General features: G+C 73.5%; 17 protein-coding genes. 4 read left to right on the forward strand and 13 right to left on the reverse strand.

Translation table 11 applies throughout. The features are described 5' to 3' along the window. Window positions 1-37: 37 nt before the first annotated feature. The 4 genes from ACIPYQ_RS23135 to ACIPYQ_RS23150 form a co-directional block, all read right to left on the reverse strand. Window positions 38-1264, reverse strand: a complete 1227-nt coding sequence (locus ACIPYQ_RS23135; RefSeq protein ID WP_361753911.1) for an arginine deiminase — start codon at window positions 1262-1264, stop codon at window positions 38-40. Between the two features lie 46 nt (window positions 1265-1310). Further along, window positions 1311-1817, reverse strand: a complete 507-nt coding sequence (locus ACIPYQ_RS23140) for a hypothetical protein (RefSeq protein WP_362236957.1) — start codon at window positions 1815-1817, stop codon at window positions 1311-1313. Window positions 1818-1993: 176 nt separating this feature from the next. After that, entirely contained in the window at window positions 1994-4594 is a 2601-nt protein-coding gene (locus ACIPYQ_RS23145) for a polynucleotide kinase-phosphatase (RefSeq protein ID WP_401254158.1), read from the reverse strand. After that, on the reverse strand, window positions 4591-6069 hold the full coding sequence (locus ACIPYQ_RS23150; protein WP_401254161.1) for a 3' terminal RNA ribose 2'-O-methyltransferase Hen1: 1479 nt from the start codon (window positions 6067-6069) through the stop codon (window positions 4591-4593). The genes ACIPYQ_RS23145 and ACIPYQ_RS23150 overlap by 4 nt, the downstream gene beginning before the upstream one ends. Before the next feature lie 215 nt (window positions 6070-6284). Between ACIPYQ_RS23150 and ACIPYQ_RS23155 the strand changes: the two genes are divergently transcribed. Beyond that, window positions 6285-6707, forward strand: coding sequence for a hypothetical protein (locus tag ACIPYQ_RS23155; protein ID WP_401254164.1), 423 nt, complete (start codon window positions 6285-6287; stop codon window positions 6705-6707). Window positions 6708-6756: 49 nt separating this feature from the next. Here the strand turns inward: ACIPYQ_RS23155 and mmuM are convergent, their stop codons facing one another. Together mmuM and ACIPYQ_RS23165 are read right to left on the reverse strand one after the other, a co-directional pair. Further along, the gene (gene mmuM / locus ACIPYQ_RS23160) at window positions 6757-7656 is read right to left on the reverse strand and encodes a homocysteine S-methyltransferase (RefSeq protein WP_401254167.1); all 900 of its coding nucleotides are present in this window, start codon (window positions 7654-7656) and stop codon (window positions 6757-6759) included. 13 nt (window positions 7657-7669) lie between these two features. Further along, window positions 7670-8593, reverse strand: coding sequence for an LLM class F420-dependent oxidoreductase (locus ACIPYQ_RS23165; protein ID WP_401254170.1), 924 nt, complete (start codon window positions 8591-8593; stop codon window positions 7670-7672). Window positions 8594-8794: 201 nt separating this feature from the next. On the opposite strand from ACIPYQ_RS23165, the gene ACIPYQ_RS23170 reads away from it, so the two are divergent. Then, a complete protein-coding gene (locus ACIPYQ_RS23170; protein WP_401254173.1) occupies window positions 8795-9049 on the forward strand; it encodes a hypothetical protein in 255 nt (84 codons plus the stop codon). A 49-nt stretch (window positions 9050-9098) separates the two neighbouring features. Here the strand turns inward: ACIPYQ_RS23170 and ACIPYQ_RS23175 are convergent, their stop codons facing one another. From ACIPYQ_RS23175 to ACIPYQ_RS23190, 4 genes are all read right to left on the reverse strand, one after another. After that, on the reverse strand, window positions 9099-9584 hold the full coding sequence (locus tag ACIPYQ_RS23175) for a DUF6099 family protein (RefSeq protein WP_401254176.1): 486 nt from the start codon (window positions 9582-9584) through the stop codon (window positions 9099-9101). Window positions 9585-9707: 123 nt separating this feature from the next. Continuing rightward, window positions 9708-10109, reverse strand: a complete 402-nt coding sequence (locus ACIPYQ_RS23180; protein WP_361753887.1) for a nucleotide pyrophosphohydrolase — start codon at window positions 10107-10109, stop codon at window positions 9708-9710. After that, entirely contained in the window at window positions 10106-11566 is a 1461-nt protein-coding gene (locus tag ACIPYQ_RS23185; RefSeq protein WP_401254179.1) for an ATP-binding protein, read from the reverse strand. The genes ACIPYQ_RS23180 and ACIPYQ_RS23185 overlap by 4 nt, the downstream gene beginning before the upstream one ends. 67 nt (window positions 11567-11633) lie before the next feature. After that, on the reverse strand, window positions 11634-12029 hold the full coding sequence (locus ACIPYQ_RS23190; RefSeq protein WP_030721444.1) for a cell division protein SepF: 396 nt from the start codon (window positions 12027-12029) through the stop codon (window positions 11634-11636). A 157-nt stretch (window positions 12030-12186) separates the two neighbouring features. Here ACIPYQ_RS23190 and ACIPYQ_RS23195 point away from each other — a divergent pair, with 157 nt between their 5' ends. Together ACIPYQ_RS23195 and ACIPYQ_RS23200 are read left to right on the forward strand one after the other, a co-directional pair. After that, window positions 12187-12894, forward strand: a complete 708-nt coding sequence (locus ACIPYQ_RS23195; protein WP_401254182.1) for a DUF2470 domain-containing protein — start codon at window positions 12187-12189, stop codon at window positions 12892-12894. Window positions 12895-12931: 37 nt separating this feature from the next. After that, entirely contained in the window at window positions 12932-13852 is a 921-nt protein-coding gene (locus ACIPYQ_RS23200) for an NADP-dependent oxidoreductase (protein WP_401254185.1), read from the forward strand. Window positions 13853-13899: 47 nt separating this feature from the next. Here ACIPYQ_RS23200 and ACIPYQ_RS23205 read toward each other — a convergent pair whose 3' ends face one another. Genes ACIPYQ_RS23205 through ACIPYQ_RS23215 form a run of 3 tightly spaced genes read right to left on the reverse strand, consistent with a single transcriptional unit; the run spans window position 13900 to window position 17170 of the window. Continuing rightward, the gene (locus tag ACIPYQ_RS23205) at window positions 13900-14253 is read right to left on the reverse strand and encodes a 4Fe-4S dicluster domain-containing protein (protein WP_401254188.1); all 354 of its coding nucleotides are present in this window, start codon (window positions 14251-14253) and stop codon (window positions 13900-13902) included. Then, entirely contained in the window at window positions 14250-15839 is a 1590-nt protein-coding gene (locus ACIPYQ_RS23210; protein WP_401254191.1) for an FAD-dependent oxidoreductase, read from the reverse strand. Before ACIPYQ_RS23210 ends, ACIPYQ_RS23205 begins: the two co-directional genes overlap by 4 nt. Continuing rightward, window positions 15836-17170: an LLM class flavin-dependent oxidoreductase gene (locus ACIPYQ_RS23215; protein ID WP_361753872.1), complete on the reverse strand. Its 1335-nt coding sequence runs from the start codon at window positions 17168-17170 to the stop codon at window positions 15836-15838. Before ACIPYQ_RS23215 ends, ACIPYQ_RS23210 begins: the two co-directional genes overlap by 4 nt. Window positions 17171-17217: the final 47 nt, after the last annotated feature.

Below are 17217 nucleotides of genomic sequence, written 5' to 3' on the forward strand. Positions count from 1 at the left end.
CCCCCTCCCCGGGGCCGGTGGCTGCCCGGGTGCGACCTCAGACCGCGTCCCGCTCGACCGGACAGCTCATGCAGCGCGGGCCGCCCCGCCCCCGGCCCAGCTCGCTGCCCGGGATCTCGATCACCTCGATGCCCTGCTTGCGCAGGTGTGTGTTGGTCGTCACGTTCCGCTCGTACGCGACCACCACCCCCGGCTCCACGGCCAGTACGTTGCACCCGTCGTCCCACTGCTCGCGTTCCGCCGAGTGCACGTCCTGCGTCGCGGTCAGCACCCGGATCGAGTCCAGACCGAGCGCCGCCGCGATGGCCCGGTGCATGTGATCCGCCGGGTGGTCGGTCACCTTCAGCTCCTGCGGTCCCGCGCCCGGCTCGATCGTGTAGGAGCGGAGCATGCCGAGTCCCGCGTACTGCGTGAACGTATCTGCGTCGACCATCGTCATCACCGTGTCCAGGTGCATGAAGGCCCGGCTCTTCGGCATGTCCAGCGCCACGATCGTGGTGGCCGAGCCGGCGGCGAACAGGCCCCGCGCCAGCATCTCCACCGCCTGGGGGGTGGTGCGCTCGCTCATCCCGATCAGCACCGCGCCGTTGCCGATGACCAGCACGTCCCCGCCCTCGATCGTCGAGGGGTAGTCCGCCTGGCCCTGCGACCAGTAGTGGAAGGCGCCGGAGGTGGTGAAGAGCGGGTGGTGCTTGTAGATGGCCTCGAAGTGGACGGTCTCGCGCTGCCGGGCCGGCCACCGCATCGCGTTGATGGACACCCCGTCGTAGATCCAGGCGGAGGTGTCGCGGGTGAAGAGGTGGTTCGGCAGCGGACCCAGCAGGAAGCCGTCGGTGTCCAGGGCGTGGAAGCGCACGGACACCGGCTCGGCGTGCCGCTCCAGGAACTCCCGCTTGGTCATCCCGCCGACCAGCGCCTCCGCCAGCTCGGCCGAGGGCAGCCCGTCGAACACCGACCGCAGGTGGTCGGTGGCGAGCGGCCCGTACTCCTTCTCGTCGAACACCCGGTCCAGTACGAGATGTCTCGCCTCCGGGATCTCGAGGGCCTCGCACAGCAGGTCCCCGAAGAGGTGGACCTCCACGCCCCGGTCCCGCAGCACGTCCGCGAAACCGTCGTGCTCCTGGCGGGCCCGGCGCACCCACAGCACGTCGTCGAAGAGGAGCGCGTCCTTGTTGCTCGGTGTGAGCCGCTTCAGCTCCAGGTCGGGCCGGTGGAGGATGACGCGGCGAAGCCGCCCGGTCTCGGAGTCGACATGGAATCCCATGCCGTACACATTCCCAGACCGGGCGGCCTTTTGACGTGGCGTCCGCTCAGCGGGGGGTGCCGAGGCCGAGAAGCGCCGACGGGGCGCCGGTGAGTTCCGGGGCGGTCAGGCCCAGTTCGGGCGCTGTCAGGTTCGGGATCCCGGAGTTGGAGGCGTCGGGCATCGTCAGCAGACCGCCGGTGACCAACCCGGGGGTCCGGGCGAGCAGGCGGGTGGCCGGAGCCTCCACGGATCCCTCGCCGTCCGTCTCCGGCTCGCCCAGCAGGTTCGGCACCGGGGAGGTGACGAGGGTGCTGCCGAGCTCGGTGCCGATCGGGACCACCGGGAGCAGTGGGGTCGGGAGCATGTCCCCCTTGTGGAAGCGGGGAGCCTCGGGAGCTCCCGCGACCGGGACCGGCACGCCCGTGCCCACGCGCGGGGTGTCCACGCCCAGCGTGGTCTTCACGGCGTCCAGCGGCACACCGACCGGCACCGAGTTCGCCGCGGCCGGGGTGGCCGCGCCGGCCGCGGCCATACAGGTCATGAGCGCCGCAATGCTTCCGCGCGCGGTCATCTTCATAAGTGACGTTCCGTCCTTCCAGGGTCGCGGACATTCCGCTGCCCTGGTTGAACGATCCCGCCGGTGGTTTTCCCGGAGTTCACCACGAAAGTTCCCCCATACGACCTAATTAGCGGCCGTACGGGGGCCACCCCTTTACGGGTCGTGCTGACGCAGCCGGGCCCGGCACCTCAGAGCCGGGGGTCGACCGGCTCCGACTCCAGGGCGAGCACCGCGAAGACGGCCTCGTGGACCCGCCACAGCGGCTCCCCGTCCGCCAGCCGGTCCAGCGCCTCCAGCCCGAGCGCGTACTCGCGCAGGGCGAGCGAGCGCTTGTGCCCGAGGAACCGTTCGCGCAGCCGCTCCAGGTGGTCCGGGCGGGTGTACTCCGGGCCGTAGATGATCCGCAGGTACTCGCGTCCGCGCACCTTCACCCCGGGCTGGACCAGGCGGCCCTTCCCGTCCCGGGCGTAGGCCTGGAGCGGCTTGACGACCATGCCCTCGCCGCCGGCGGCCGTCAGCTCCAGCCACCAGTCGGTGCCCGCCCGTACGGAGTCCTCGTCCGCGGTGTCCACCAGGATCCGGCCGGTGCGGCGCAGCAGCCCGGTGCCCGCCGACGCGTCGGCGGTGCACAGCCGGTCCAGCCAGAACAGCTGCTCGTCGTGGGGCACGGCGGCCAGCGACCGCCCGGCCGCCGCCAGCAGCTGGAAGGGCGCGAACCGTACGCCGTCCAGTCCGTCGGTGGTCCAGCAGTAGCGCCGGTACGCGTCGGTGAAGGCGGCCGCGTCGGTGGCCCGGCCGCGCTGCCGCTCCAGCAGCTCGCCGGTGTCGACACCCCGCGCGGCTGCCGCCTCCAGGGCGGCGATGGCGCCCGGGAAGACGGCGCCCGAGGCCGCGCCCACGGCGGCGTACTGGTTGCGCAGCAGGCCGCCGGACTTCAGGGACCAGGGCAGCAGTTCCCCGTCGATCAGCAGCCAGTCCGTGCCGAGCTCCTCCCAGAGGCCGGCGCCGGTGACCGCCGAGCGGAGCCGGGCGAGGACCTCCTCGGTGACCTCCGGATCCTTGAAGAAGGGCCGCCCGGTGCGGGTGTAGACGGAGCCGGTCGGGCCCTCGACGCCGAAGCGCTCGCGGGCCGCGTCGGCGTCCTTGCAGACCAGGACGGTGGCGCGGGAGCCCATGTGCTTCTCCTCGCACACCACCTGGGCGATGCCGTCCGCGCGGTACTGCGCGAAGGCCTCGGCCGGGTGCTCCAGAAAGCCCTCCTCGCGGGAGGTGGCCGTGGGCGCCATGGTCGGCGGCAGGTACGGGACCAGCCGCGGGTCCACCGCGAAGCGGCTCATGACCTCCAGGGCCGCCGCCGCGTTCTCCTCGCGCACGTTGACGTTGCCCAGGTGCCGGGTCTCCACGACCCGGCGGCCGTGGACGTCGGCCAGGTCGAGCGGGCGGCCGTCGTGTCCGCCCGGCGTCTCGGCCGCGAGCGGGCGCGTCGGCTCGTACCAGACCTTCTCGGCCGGTACGTCGACCAGTTCGCGCTCGGGCCAGCGCAGGGCGGTCATCTTCCCGCCGAAGACGGCTCCGGTGTCGAGGCAGATGGTGTTGTTGATCCAGGTCGTGTCCGGGACCGGGGTGTGGCCGTAGACCACGACGGCCTTGCCGCGGTAGTCCTCGGCCCACGGGTAGCGCACGGGCAGGCCGAACTCGTCGGTCTCGCCGGTGGTCTCGCCGTAGAGGGCGTGCGAGCGGACCCGGCCGGAGGTGCGGCCGTGGTACTTCTCGGGCAGCCCGGCGTGGCAGACCACCAGCCTGCCGCCGTCGAGGACGTAGTGGCTGACGAGGCCGCGGATGAACTCCCGTACCTCCGCGACGAACTCCTCCGGCTCGGCCTCCAGCTGCTCGATGGTCTCGGCGAGGCCGTGGGTCCGCTGGACCTTGGAGCCCTTGAGGTGGCGGCCGAGCTTGTTCTCGTGGTTGCCGGGCACGCACAGGGCGTTGCCGGACTTCACCATGCCCATGACGCGGCGCAGCACGCCGGGGCTGTCCGGGCCGCGGTCGACGAGGTCGCCGACGAAGACGGCGGTGCGGCCCTCGGGGTGGACCCCGTCCTCGTAGCCGAGCTTGGCGAGCAGGGTCTCCAGCTCGGAGGAGCAGCCGTGGATGTCACCGACGATGTCGAAGGGGCCGGTGAGGTGGGTGAGGTCGTTGAAGCGCTTCTCCAGGACCACCTCGGCGGTCTCGGCCTCCTCGACGGTGCGCAGGACGTGGACCTTGCGGAAGCCCTCGCGCTCCAGGCCGCGCAGCGAGCGCCGCAGGTCGCGGCGGTGGCGCTGGATGACGGCGCGGGGCAGTCCGGCGCGGTCGGGGCGGGCCGCGTTGCGCTCGGCGCAGACCTGTTCGGGCATGTCCAGGACGATGGCGATGGGCAGGACGTCGTGCTCGCGGGCGAGCCGGACCAGCTGGCGGCGGGCGTCGGCCTGGACGCTGGTGGCGTCGACGACGGTGAGGCGGCCGGCGGCGAGTCGCTTGCCCGCGATGTAGTGCAGGACGTCGAAGGCGTCACGGCTCGCGCTCTGGTCGTTCTCGTCGTCGGAGACCAGGCCCCGGCAGTAGTCGGAGGAGATGACCTCGGTCGGCTTGAAGTGCTTGCGGGCGAAGGTGGACTTGCCCGATCCGGTGGCCCCGATCAGGACGACGAGGGACAGGTCGGTGACGGGAAGTACGCGGGTGCGGTGGGTCGCGGTCTCGCTCACGGTCTCGCTCGCGGTCTCGGTCTCGGTCTCGGTCTCGGTGGTCATGCTGCCTCGCCCTCCTTCGGGGTGTCGGTGGTGGTGTCGGACTGGGTGAAGACGGCCATCTGCGTCGGCGGCCCGACCTCGGGGTCGTCGTCGCCGACGGGGACGTAGGCGACCACGTACCCGTGGCGCGCCGCCACGGCGTCGGCCCAGGCCCGGAACTCCTCCCGGGTCCACTCGAAGCGGTGGTCGCCGTGCCGGACGTGCCCGGCGGGCAGGGTCTCCCAGCGGACGTTGTACTCGACGTTCGGGGTGGTCACGAGGACCGTGCGGGGGCGGGCCGAGCCGAACACCGCGTACTCCAGCGCGGGCAGCCGCTCCAGGTCCAGGTGCTCGATGACCTCGCTGAGCACGGCCGCGTCGTAGCCGGCCAGTCGCTTGTCGGTGTAGGCGAGCGAGCCCTGCAGGAGCGTGACGCGCGAGCTCTGCCGCTCGCCCAGCCGCTCCAGGCGCAGCCGCCGGGCCGCCGTGTTGAGGGCCCGTACGGACACGTCCATGCCGATGATCTCGGTGTACGCCGGGTCCTTGAGCAGGGCCTGCACCAGCTGGCCCTGCCCGCAGCCGAGGTCCAGCACCCGCTGGGCACCCGCGGCGCGCAGGGCGGCGAGGATCGCGTCGCGCCGCTGCACCGCGAGCGGCACGGGCCGCTCCTCGGTGTCGCGCGTCTCGTCGACGGCGTTGTCGAGCTCCTCGACCTCGCTGCCGTCGGCCTCGGCGAGGCGGACCAGCTCCAGGCGCTCGATGGCGTCCTGGGTCAGCCGCTTGTGGCGGGCCAGGTAGCGGGAGCTGATCAGCCCGTTCTCGGGGTGGGCGGCGAGCCAGCCGTCTCCGGCGCGCAGCAGCTTGTCGACCTCGTCGGGGGCGATCCAGTAGTGCTTGGCGTCGTCGAGCACCGGCAGCAGCACGTAGAGCTGGCGCAGGGCGTCCGCCAGGCGCAGCTCTCCCTCCAGGACGAGCCGTACGTAGCGCGAGTCCCCCCACTCGGGGAACTGCTCGTCGAGCGGTACGGCCTCGGCCTGTACGAGGTCCCAGCCGAGCGGGTCGAACAGCCGGTGCACGAGCCCCGCCCCGCCGCGGGCGGGCAGCACCGGGATCTCGATGCGCAGCGGCATCGCCCGCTCCGGGAGTTCCGGGCGGAGGGCGCACTGGCCCTTGAGCGCGGTGCGGAACACCCCGCTGAGGGCGACGGCGAGCAGCGAGGAGGCGGCGTACGGGCGGTCGTTGACGTACTGGGCGAGCGCGGCGTCGGGCGCCCCGCCCCGGCCCTTGCCCTGACCGCGCCGCACGAGTGCGACGGGATCCACCTCCAGCAGCAGGGCCGCCGTGCACCGTTCGGCCGTGGCCTCGGGGTAGAACACGTGGGCGGTGCCGTGGGAGGTGCCGAACTCCTGCGTCTTCCCGGGGTGCTTGTGCAGGAGAAAGCCCAGGTCAGTGGCGGGGTGTTCGGCCGTGCCGGTCGCGGAGATCGTCAGGAACATGCATCTGAGTATGTGCGGACGGGCCGGGCCGGACCAACGCGTTTTGTGCGCTCGGGGAAGCCGGCATGCCGCCGCGGAGGCCAACGGGCCGTCCGGAAAAGGGCGCAGAGGTGAATACGTATCCATCATGACAGGTCAGAGGGCGTTTTCGTAGGACGAAGGGCACAGTCGAATGCCCTTGTTTGGGCCCCTGTGCGGCTTTCAGAATCTCTCTCATGAATCCCACGGAGAACATCAATCACGACGCTGTGCTGCGAGCCCGGGTGGCGCTCCTCGGATCGGGGACGCTGCCGGTCCGGCAGCAGGTCGCCGCTTATCGCGTTCTCGTCCGGGTGAGTCCGTTGGCCTATCTGCCCCCGCTGGCGCTCGCGTTGTTCGCGTACAGCCGCCAGGAGTTCGCCCACCGGCCCGCGATAGCGCTGGCCCTGCGCGCCGAGTCGGTCGCCGCCGCGCGCCGGATGTGCGCGCTGGAGCCCGAGCGGAGCCAGTTGCTCCTCACCGCGCTGGTCCACTACGGCGAACAGCTGGCCCTCATGGACCGGCCCGGGGAACTCGCCGCCGTGGAGGCCGAGACGGCCGAGCTCGTAGCGTCCGGCGGCGGGCTGGTGAGCGTGCGCTGGGACATCAGCGGCGTGTAGCGGTCCGGGGGGACCGGCCGGGTCGGCTCCCCGTCGGGCCGGGCCCCGGCTACAGGTCGACGGCCAGTTCCGCGATGCGGCTCGGGCCGATGCGGCAGCAGCCGCCGATGAGGCGGGCGCCGGCGCGGTGCCAGGCCCGGGTGGGCCAGGGGGCCAGGGTCTCGGGGGTGTGCCAGGTGTGGGTGGCGGCGTCCCAGACGGAGCCGTCGTTGGGGTAGGCCAGGAGCGGCTTGCGGGTGGTGGCGGCAGCGGCTTCGAGGGCGGGGAGGACCTCGGCCGGGTCGCAGCAGTTGACGCCGAGCGCGATGATCCCGGGGGCCTGCGCGGCGAGGGCGAAGGCCTCGGGGAGGGGCGCGCCGGAGCGGGTGCGGCCGCCGGCCACGGTGTAGCCGAGCCAGGCGCGGGCGCCCGTCTCCGCGAGGACGGTGAGCACGGCCTCGGCCTCGTCCGGGTCGGGGAGGGTCTCCACGGCGAGGACGTCGGGGCCGGCGTCGAGCAGGGCCTCGATGCGGGGGCGGTGGAAGGCGGCGAGCTCGCGCACGCTCAGGCCGTACCGGCCGCGGTATTCGGAGCCGTCCGCGAGCACCGCCCCGTACGGGCCCACCGAGGCGGCCACCCACACCTCGTGGTCGGCGGCCGCGGCCGCGCGGGCGGCGAGGGCGACGCTGCGGTGCAGCAGGGCGGTGGTCGCGGCGCGGTCGCGGCCGTGGGCGGCGAAGGCCTCGTAGCCGACCTGGTAGCTGGCGGTGATCAGCACCTCGGCGCCGGCCCGCGCGTACGCCGTGTGGGCGGCCTCCACCTGGTCCGGCCGCTCGGCGAGGACCCGGCCCGTCCAGAGGCCGCCGGACAGGTCGCAGCCCTGGGCGGCGAGCTGGTTGCTCAGACCGCCGTCCAGGAGCACGGTCCTGCGGCCGAGGGCCTCGGCGAGCGGGCCGGACGCGCGTGTCACGGGGCGGCTCCTGCTAACCGAGCCGGGAGAGCACCTGGGCGGAGATCAGCTCCAGGTGGTCCAGGTCGTCGAGGTCGAGCAGCTGGAGGTAGACGCGGGAGGAGCCGGCGGCCTCGTAGGCGCCGATCTTCTCGACGACCTCGGCCGGGGAGCCGGCCAGGCCGTTGGCCTTGAGCTCGTCCACGTCCCGGCCGATGGCGGCGGCCCGCCGGGCCACTTCGGCGTCGTCCTTGCCCACGCACACGACGAGGGCGTTGGAGTAGATCAGGTCGTCGGGCTTGCGGCCGGCCTCCTCGGCCGCCTCCCGGACGCGGCCGAACTGCCGCTCGCTGTCGGCGACCGACGCGAACGGCACGTTGAACTCGGACGCGTAGCGCGCGGCGAGCCGCGGGGTGCGCTTGGCTCCGTGGCCGCCGACGAGGACGGGGATCCTGGCCTGGGCGGGCTTGGGGAGCGCGGGCGAGTTCTCCACCTGGTAGTGGCGGCCCGCGAAGTCGAAGGTGGCGCCGGTCTCGGTGGCCCACATGCCGGTGACGATGGCCAGCTGTTCCTCCAGCCGGGACATCCGGTCCGCCGGGAAGGGGATCCCGTACGCCTTGTGCTCCTGCTCGAACCAGCCCGCGCCGAGGCCCAGTTCGACGCGGCCGCCGGACATCTGGTCCACCTGCGCCACCTGGATCGCGAGGACGCCGGGCAGCCGGAAGGTGCCGGCCGTCATCAGCGTGCCCAGGCGGATCCGCTTGGTCTCGCGGGCCAGGCCGGCGAGGGTGATCCAGGCGTCGGTGGGCCCCGGCAGGCCGTCGGCGGAGCCCATCTTCAGGTAGTGGTCGGAGCGGAAGAAGGCGTCGAAACCCAATTCCTCGGTGGCCTTGGCGACCCTGAGGAGGGTGTCGTAGCTCGCGCCCTGCTGGGGCTCGGTGAAAATGCGCAGATCCATGAAACCATCCTGCACTTCCCGCCCCGGCAGGGTGAATCTGCGTCAACCGGATGGTCGACCCGGCACGCCGCCAGTGACCAGCCCGGATGGGGATCGTTTCCTCGACGGAGCCGGACCGCCCGGCCCGCGCGCCGGCGGACTCCCGCCGGTGCGTCCACCGCCCCCTTCCGCCTTGGAAGGGCCAGGGCCGAGGAGGCCGCCATGTCCCACGAGGCCGTGCCGGAGACCCCGCAACAGACCGGGCCGACCGGACCGACCGGACAGGCAGCACACGAGCACGCACCCCAGGAGTCCGCGGTGCCCGCCCAGGGCGGCGGCGCGCCGAAGGGCCTGCTGCAGCAGATGGAAGAGCTGATGGCGGCGCTGAACGCCGACCTCTCGCAGCTCGACGCCGATCTCCAGTCCTCCACGGACCGCACCCCCGAGGACGGGCGCCCGTCCTACCGGCCGTCCTGACCGTGCGGGTCCCGCCGCGCACGGCGGGACCCCCCTCGATCCACCCGCATCAGGCCACGCCGGATGCGGATCCCCGCTCGCGCACCACCATGCGGCGCAGGATGCCCCGTACCCGGTCGCTCGACTCGTCGGCCGCGTCGATCGACTCTATGCACTGCCAGTACAGGGTCTCGTCGTCCGTCCCGCAGGCCACCCCGACCAGGGCTATGCCCACTTCGCCCAGCAGCGCCTGGAGCCCGAGCAGCGCCTGGCGGACATCCGGGACCTCGCTCAGCTGTGCCGCCCGCGGCGGATACTCGGGCGCGCTGCCCTCGCCGCGCAGGGCGGCTCTGTCGAGCACCCCGCACCCTCTGCCTCCCGCTTCCCCCAGTCCCCGTGCCTCCGATCTCAGCTCCGGCGGCCCGGTGACCGCCAGATAGCTCCCGATCCCCTGCGCGAGCGCCTGGGCCTGCCAGGCCTCGCCCACGATGTCCCACGCAGCCCCGCTCTGTGCCAGCGCGTGCCGGCCGGCCGCGATGAGCCGTACCGCATCCATATGCCGTCCCCCGTCCGCACGACATCCCGCCGTCCTCACCACTACCCAGAGTGAGGGCAATGCGCCAGTAAAGCCAGGGGTATTCGGAAAATGTGGACACAAACGTGATTGTGGATGAGTCCATCACTCCGAAGAGTGACGATTAGGTGTCGGTGTACCGGTCACAGGGAAGCGGAGTTCGTTCCTCTCGATCTTCGCGGCGAGCGCATCCAGCACATCCACCCCGAGGACCTCACAGAACTGCAGCAGATACGCGAGCACATCGGCCACCTCATCGGCCACGCGGTGGGCGGTTTCCGGCTTCTCCATGACCTTCGCCGACTGTTCCGGTGTCAGCCACTGGAAGATCTCGACCAGTTCGGAGGCCTCCACGCTCAGCGCCACCGCCAGGTTCTTGGGCGTGTGGTACGGCTCCCAGCCCCGCGCCGCCGCGAACTCCGCGAGCCGGCGCTGCAGTCGGTCCAGCCGCTCATCCGGCTTCTCATGGGACGGCCCATCGGGCTGCGGCTCCTGCGTCTCGTTCATGCCCTCAGGTCTACCATCGCGACGCCCGGGAGGCGGCGGGCGGTCTCCGCGGTCTCCTCCCCCACCGCCGCCACCAGCCGGATGTGGCCGCGGCTGCCGGACAGCAGGGCCAGGCGCAGCAGCTCGGCGCTCTGGCGCCGGTCCAGGCCGCGGTCGAAGCCGTCGGCCAGCACGGTCAGGGCCTGCTGCGCGGAGAGCAGTTCGGCGGCCGGGTCCATGGCCAGTACGCCGGGGCCGGTCAGCAGGACCAGTGCCAGCGCGAGGAAGCGCAGTTCGCCCGCGCCGAGGCGGGCCAGTTCCGTGGCGGGCCGGGCGGGGCCCCGGTCCAGCACCGCGGTGACGGGGCCGCCGCCCGCGCCGGCCCGTACGTCGAGCCCGGCGACGGGCCCGGCGCAGCCCGTGCGGGCCGCGCCGGCCAGCAGCGCGTGGCGGGTGCCGCATTCGTAGCGGGTCCGGCGCAGCACGTCGGCCAGGTTGGCGCAGTCGCCCAGCAGCCGGCCCTCCCCCGGCGGGACGGCGGCGCGCATCCGGTCGGGGCGGGGATCGCACGGGAACACCGAGCGCAGGGCCACCACGACCTGCTCGGCGGCGGCCAGGACCTGCCGCTGGCCCGCCGTGGATCCGGCGACGCGCAGCGGGAGCAGCGCGGTGCCGAGCCGGTCGTCGGGCAGCGGGGCCCGGGTGACGCCGATGGCGCCGCCGGTCAGCCAGGCGGCCTGCACGGAGCGCCGGCCGGGGTCGCGCAGGGCGGTGGCGAGCAGGATCTGCCCGTCCTGGGTGAGCCGTTCGCCGACGATCCGCAGGGTGGGCTCGGCCTGGACGGCGAGGTCGAGCCGGACCGGGCCGGCGGGGCCGTCGACCGTGCAACCGAGGCGGAATCCGCGCCGCCGCTGGGCGTCGGGGACGGCGAGGTCGGGGATGCGGGCGCGCGGGTCCGGGAAGGCCTCCTCCAGCGTGGCTCCGGATCCCAGCCCGGCCAGGGACTCGTAGGCGGCCAGGGCCTGGGACTTGCCGCTGCCGCTCGGCCCGGCGAAGAGGGTGACGGGCCCGAGCGGGAAGGCGGCCGACCGGTGCGGCCCGTAGGCGGAGAGCCGCAATTCGGTGACCACGGGCCGCGGATACCGCTGCGCGGGCCCGGCGGGGTGCCCGGAGCCGTCGGACCCGGCGTGCGCCGGCACGGCCGGGCCGTCGGCCGCAGCAGCCGACGCGGAGGAGGCGGGGCCCACGCCCACACCCGTGGAAGCGGCGGGCCGGGCCGGGGCCCCGGTCACCGCGGCAGCGGTGACCCGCGCACGGGCGGCGCGGCCGGAGGTGGCCGGTCCGGCCTGTGCCGGAACCGTGGGGGCGCCGGCCGGCCCGCCGTCGGCTAACGCGACGTCGGGGGCGAGTGCGGGGGCGAAGTCGGGGGCGAGTGCGGCGGGGGCGGGGCCCACCGCCGCGTCCGAGGTGGCGTCCATGCGCGGGACGGTACGGGCCGCCGGACCCCCCGCGGCCCCGGCGAACCGTTCCCTCGCGGGGACCTTCCTACGATCGGGGGACGGCCGCGGCCGCGATCCCCTCGACCTCGGTCCCCACCGGGGCCAGCAGGAAGACGTTCCGGTCCACCCGGTGCATGCCGCTGCCCAGCCCGAAGACCACACCGCTGCTGAAGTCCAGGATCCGCTTGGCCACTTCGCTGTCCGCTCCGGTCAGGTCGAGCAGCACCGGGATCTGCGCGATCAGGTACTCCGCCACCTCCCGCGCGTCCGCGAAGATCTGAACTCTGATCACCACGAAGCGCCGCTGCTCCGCCACCGACGCTCCGGGCGCCTTGGGAATCGTGCGGTGGTCCACCCGGGAGGGCCACTCGTTGCGACTGCGCAGGGGGACCACCTGCGCGAGCCCCTCCCACTGTTCGTCGGTGACGTCGTACCTGCTCACCGGGCCGCCTCGGCCGCGCGCTTCATGTGCATCCCCCCATCCTCTCGCGTTTCACCCGTTCAGCCCAACAGCGACACGAACCACGCCGGGTACTCCCGGAGCTCCGAATGAGTTAGGTTAGGCATACCTAACCTACTCTGGCGATGGAGAGATCCGCATGCGCATGTCCGGTGCCCCTGCCACCCCGGCCGCCCGGCCCACCGACGCCGAGCGAATCCGGTCGATCCTGACCGCCGCCCACTCCATGACCCTGATCACCGACGAACGGCGCACCGAGGTCCGCCACCTCGACGGCAGCGACCCGATGGGCCGCTTGCACCTGCACCCCGCCGAGCCGGGCGGAGACGACGAGTACCGGCCCACGATCCGGCTGGAATTCACCGACGTCGCCCCCACCCCGGTGCGCGACCGGGTGCGCGCCCGCGTCACGGTGCTGGGCCGGCTGCTCACCCCCTACTCGGACGAGGCCGCCGACTCCACCTGCGTGGAGTTCGGCCAGGCCGTCCTGGAGACCGAGCACGGCCTCGCCTACGTCGGCCTCGAAGAGCTGGAAGCGGCCCACCCCGACCCGCTCGCCCCGTACGAGGCGGGCATGCTCACGCACCTCCTCGACGACCACCACGACCTCGTCACCCTGCTGCTGCGCCTGGTCCGGCCGCTGCCCACCGCCGCGGTCGTGCGCGCGCTGCCGGTCGCCCTGGACCGGTACGGGATCACCCTGCGGCTGGAGGAGCGGCGCGGCCACCGGGACGTGACGCTGCCCTTCCCCTCCCCCCTCGACGACGTCGAGCAGTCGGGTACGCAGATCCAGGCGCTCTTCGCCGCGGCCCGCCGCAGCTCCCACCGCAACACCCTGCCCGCGTGAGGGAATAGCGCCCCGCGGGCCCCTGTTGGCAGTGATCATGAAGGCCATCACGTACAGCGCATACGGAACTGCCGGGAACCTCACGCTCGTTGACGTACCGCAGCCGAAGGTGGGACCGGGCGAGGTCCTCGTCCGCGTCAAGGCCGCCGGGGTCAATCCGGTCGACTGGAAGCTCGCCGCCGGATACCTCGACCCGATCCTCGAAGTCCGCTACCCCGTCATACCCGGCTGGGACGTCGCCGGAATCGTCGAGGCGGTCGGCCCGGACACCTTCGACCACGCCGTGGGCGACGAGGTGTACGGCTACGTCCGCAAGGAGTGGGTGGAGCTCGGCACCTACGCCGAACTGGTCAGCGCCCCGGTCCGCACCCTCGCCCGCAAGCCCCGCGAGCTGAGCTTCGAGCAAGCCGCGGGCATCCCGCTGGCCGGCCTCACCGCCTACCAGTCGCTCACCCGCGTGGGCGCCAAGGCCGGCGAGACCGTCGTCATCCACTCCGCGGCGGGCGGCACCGGCTCCTTCGGCGTGCAGATCGCCGTCGCGCTCGGCCTGCGGGTCATCGGCACGGCCGGCGCGCACAACCACGACTACCTGCGCGCGCTCGGCGCCGAACCGATGCTGTACGGGGAGGGGCTGGCGGACCGGATCCGCGAGCTGGCGCCCGAAGGCGTCGACGCGGCCCTGGACTTCTACGGGGACGACGTGGTGGAGACCCTGCAGTCCCTCGTCAAGGAGCGCGGCCGGGTCGCCTCCATCGCCGACTACCAGGCGGCCGCCAAGGGCGCCCACCAGCTGTGGGTGCGCCCCGACACGGCCGACCTGACGTTCCTCGCGGAACTGGCCGACGCGGGCAGCCTCACCGTCAACGTGGAGCACGCGCTGCCGCTCGCCGAGGCCGCCAAGGCCTGGGAGCTGAGCGCCGCGGGCCGCACGCGCGGCAAGATCGTCCTGACGGTCTGACCCGGCAGCGGACAGGGGGCGGTCCGCCCGGACCGCCCCCCCCTGCCTCAGGACGTGATCGGCCGCGGGTCCTGGCCCAGCGGCGGCCCGACCGCCCTGAGCGACCCGGGCGTCCGGCCTTCGCCCCAGCCGATCTCGCGCCGGTAGCTGCCGAGCAGGCCGCGCTCCGCCAGCGCCGCCTCGTCCCGTACGGCGGGGTCGTCCGCGGCCGGGCGGGTCAGCGGGGAGACGAACAGCGCGTCCACCGGGCAGTTGGCCTCGCACAGGAAACAGGTCTGGCAGTCCTCCTGCCGGGCCAGCAGCGGGATCCCCCCGGGCCCCTGCTCGAACACGTCCGTCGGGCACACCTCGATGCACTTGTCGCAGCTGATGCACCGGTCGCGCGAGACCAGTTCGATCACGCCACCGCCCCCGTTCCCGTCAGGGCCGCGGGCCGGGTCCACACCCGGTCCAGGCCGCCCACCAGGATCCGGTGGTGCAGCTTCGGGTCCTGCTGCGGATGGTCCAGCCGCTTGGCCATCCCCCGGGTCTCCGGCCGGGCGAGCGCGGCCGCGTACATCCACCGCGCGTGCGCCGTCATCGCCGCCGCCTGCCGGGCCCTGACCAGCTCCGCGCCCTCGCCGTGCAACGTGGCCCGCAGCTGCGACCAGACCGTGTCGAGGGTGCGCAGCGAGGCGGCGAGGACGTCGCCGCGGCGCAGGTAGTTCTTGTCGTACGGGAGGACCTCGGACTGTACGAGTTCCACGGCGGCCCGGTGCCCGCCCGGCTCGGCCCGTTGCCCCGTCGGGCGCAGTCCGGCTCCGCCGGCGCCGGTGACGGGGCGGCGGGCGGCCCGTCCCGGCCCGAGGGACAGGGCGTGCCGGGCGGCGCCCCGGCCGGCCCAGCTGCCGGAGGAGACGGCCCAGGCCGCGTTGTGGCTGCCGCCTCCGGTGAAGCCGCCGCAGATCTCCTCGCGGGTGGCCGCGTCCCCGGCGGCGTAGAGGCCCGGGACGCCGGTGGCGCAGTCGTCGCCGGTGATCCGGATGCCGCCGGTGCCGCGGACCGTGCCCTCGGCAAGCAGGGTCACGGCGAAGCGGTCGGCGAAGGGGTCGATGCCGAGCCGGTCGAAGGTGAGGAAGAAGTTGGGCTGCGCGAGGCGCATCGCGGCCCGGGCCTTCTCGTCGGCGCGGTCGAGGCGCGCGTACACCCGGGCGCCCGTGAGGAGTTCGCGGGCGATCGCCGAGCGGCCGCCCTGGCTGGCCGCGCCCTCCAGCACGCTGCCGTCCTCCTGGTAGAAGATGGCGAAGGAGTAGAAGGCGGTCTTGGTGACCGAGGTGCCCTCGGGGGCGATCCCGTAGGCGTTGGAGAACTCCATGCCGGAGAGCTCCGCCCCGGCCTCGGCGGCGAAGAGCGCGCCGTCCCCGGTGTTGGTGTTGGTGCCGAGCGCCCCGCTGAGGAAGGCGCAGCCGCCGGTGGCGAGGACCACGGCGCCGGCCCGGACCCGGTAGTGCTCCCGGGCCTGGCGGCGGTAGCCGGCGGCGCCCGCGACGGCGCCGTCCGCGTCGGTGAGCAGTTCGGTGACGGGGCTGTGGTCGAGGACGCGGACCCCGGCGCGGCGGATCCGGATGCGCATCCGCCGCATGTACTCGGGGCCTTGGAGGCCGTTGCGGAGCGGCCGGCCGTCCGGCCCGGTGGGGAACGGGTAGCGGCCCTCGGTGGCCAGCTCGTTCATCCGGTCGTACGTCTCGTCGAGGACCCGGGCCATCCAGCGCCGGTCGGCCAGGTAGCCGCCGAGGCCCTCGCGGGAGGCCATGGCCGCCTCGCGGGCGGCGGGCTCGGGCGGGACGTACCAGACGCCGGTGCCGCCGGCGGCCGTGGCGCCGCTCGTACCGCAGTAGCCCTTGTCCGCGAGGACGACCCGGGCGCCGGCCCGGGCCGCCTTGAGGGCGGCCCAGGTCGCGGCCGGTCCGCCGCCGACGACGAGGACGTCGGTGACGTGGTCGGTCATGCGTCCTCCCGGGTGTGGCGGTTGGCCGGCCGGGCGAGGCCGTAGTTCTCGCGCAGGGTGCGGCCGGTGTACTCGGTGCGGAACAGCCCGCGCCGCTGCAGGATCGGCACGACGTGGTCGACGAAGGCGGTCAGGCCCGTGGGCAGGACGGGGGCCATGATGTTGAAGCCGTCGGCGGCGCCCTGCGTGAACCACTCCTCCAGCTGGTCGGCGATCTGCTCGGGGGTGCCCGCGAAGGTGCGGTGGCCGCGGCCGGCGCCGAGGCGGGCGATCAGCTCGCGCAGGGTGAGGCCGTCGCGGCGGGCCAGCTCGGCAACGAGGGTGAAGCGGCTCTTGTTGCCGTTGATGTCCCGCTCCTCGGGCAGGTCCGGGAGCGGGCCGTCCAGGGGCAGGCCGGTGAGGTCCACGTTCAGCATCCCGGAGAGCTGGGCGAGCCCGTACTCCGGCACCTGGAGGTCGGTGAGCTGCTGCTCCAGGGCCTTCGCCTCGGCCTCGGTGGATCCGATGACGGGGGCGATGCCGGGCAGGACGAGCAGGTCGCTCTCGGTGCGTCCGTACTTGGCGAGGCGGGACTTGAGGTCCTTGTAGAAGGTCTGGCCGTCGGCGAGGGTCTGCTGGGCGGTGAAGACGGCCTCGGCGTACTGGGCGGCGAACTCCTTGCCGTCCTCGGAGGAGCCGGCCTGCACGAGGAGCGGGTGGCCCTGGGGCGAGCGCGGGACGTTGAGCGGTCCGGCGACCCCGAAGTACTCGCCGCGGTGGGCGGCGGGGTGGAGCTTGTCGGTGTCGGCGTAGATGCCGCGCTCCTTGTCGAGGACGATCGCGTCGTCCTCCCAGCTGTCCCAGAGCTTGGTGGCGACGTCGAGGAACTCGCGGGCGCGGTCGTAGCGGAGGTTGTGCGCCAGGTGCTCGTCGCGGTTGAAGTTGCGGGCCTCGTCGACGGTGCCGGAGGTGACGATGTTCCAGCCGGCGCGGCCGCCGCTGATGTGGTCGAGGGAGGCGAACTTCCGGGCCGTGTTGAAGGGCTCGTTGAAGGTGGTGGAGACGGTCGCGATCAGCCCGATGTGCTCGGTGACTGCGGCGATCGCGGACAGCAGGGTGAGCGGCTCGAAACCGCCGAGGGCGTTGTAGCGGGCCTTGCCCCAGAGGGCGAGTCCGTCGGCGAAGAAGATGGAGTCGAGCCGGCCGCGCTCGGCGGTACGGGCCAGTTCCTGGAAGTAGCGCAGGTCGGTGACCCGCTCGGGGGTGCTGTCGGGGTGGCGCCAGGCGGCGTCGTGGTGCCCGGCGTTCATGAGAAAGGCGTTGAGGTGGAGGGTCCGGGGGGCGGTGGTCATGACGGTTCCTCGTGTGTGTCAGGTGGCGCGCGGCGGGGGTGGGGCGG

Source organism: Streptomyces sp. NPDC090045 (assembly GCF_044747975.1).
Taxonomy (GTDB): Bacteria; Actinomycetota; Actinomycetes; order Streptomycetales; family Streptomycetaceae; genus Streptomyces.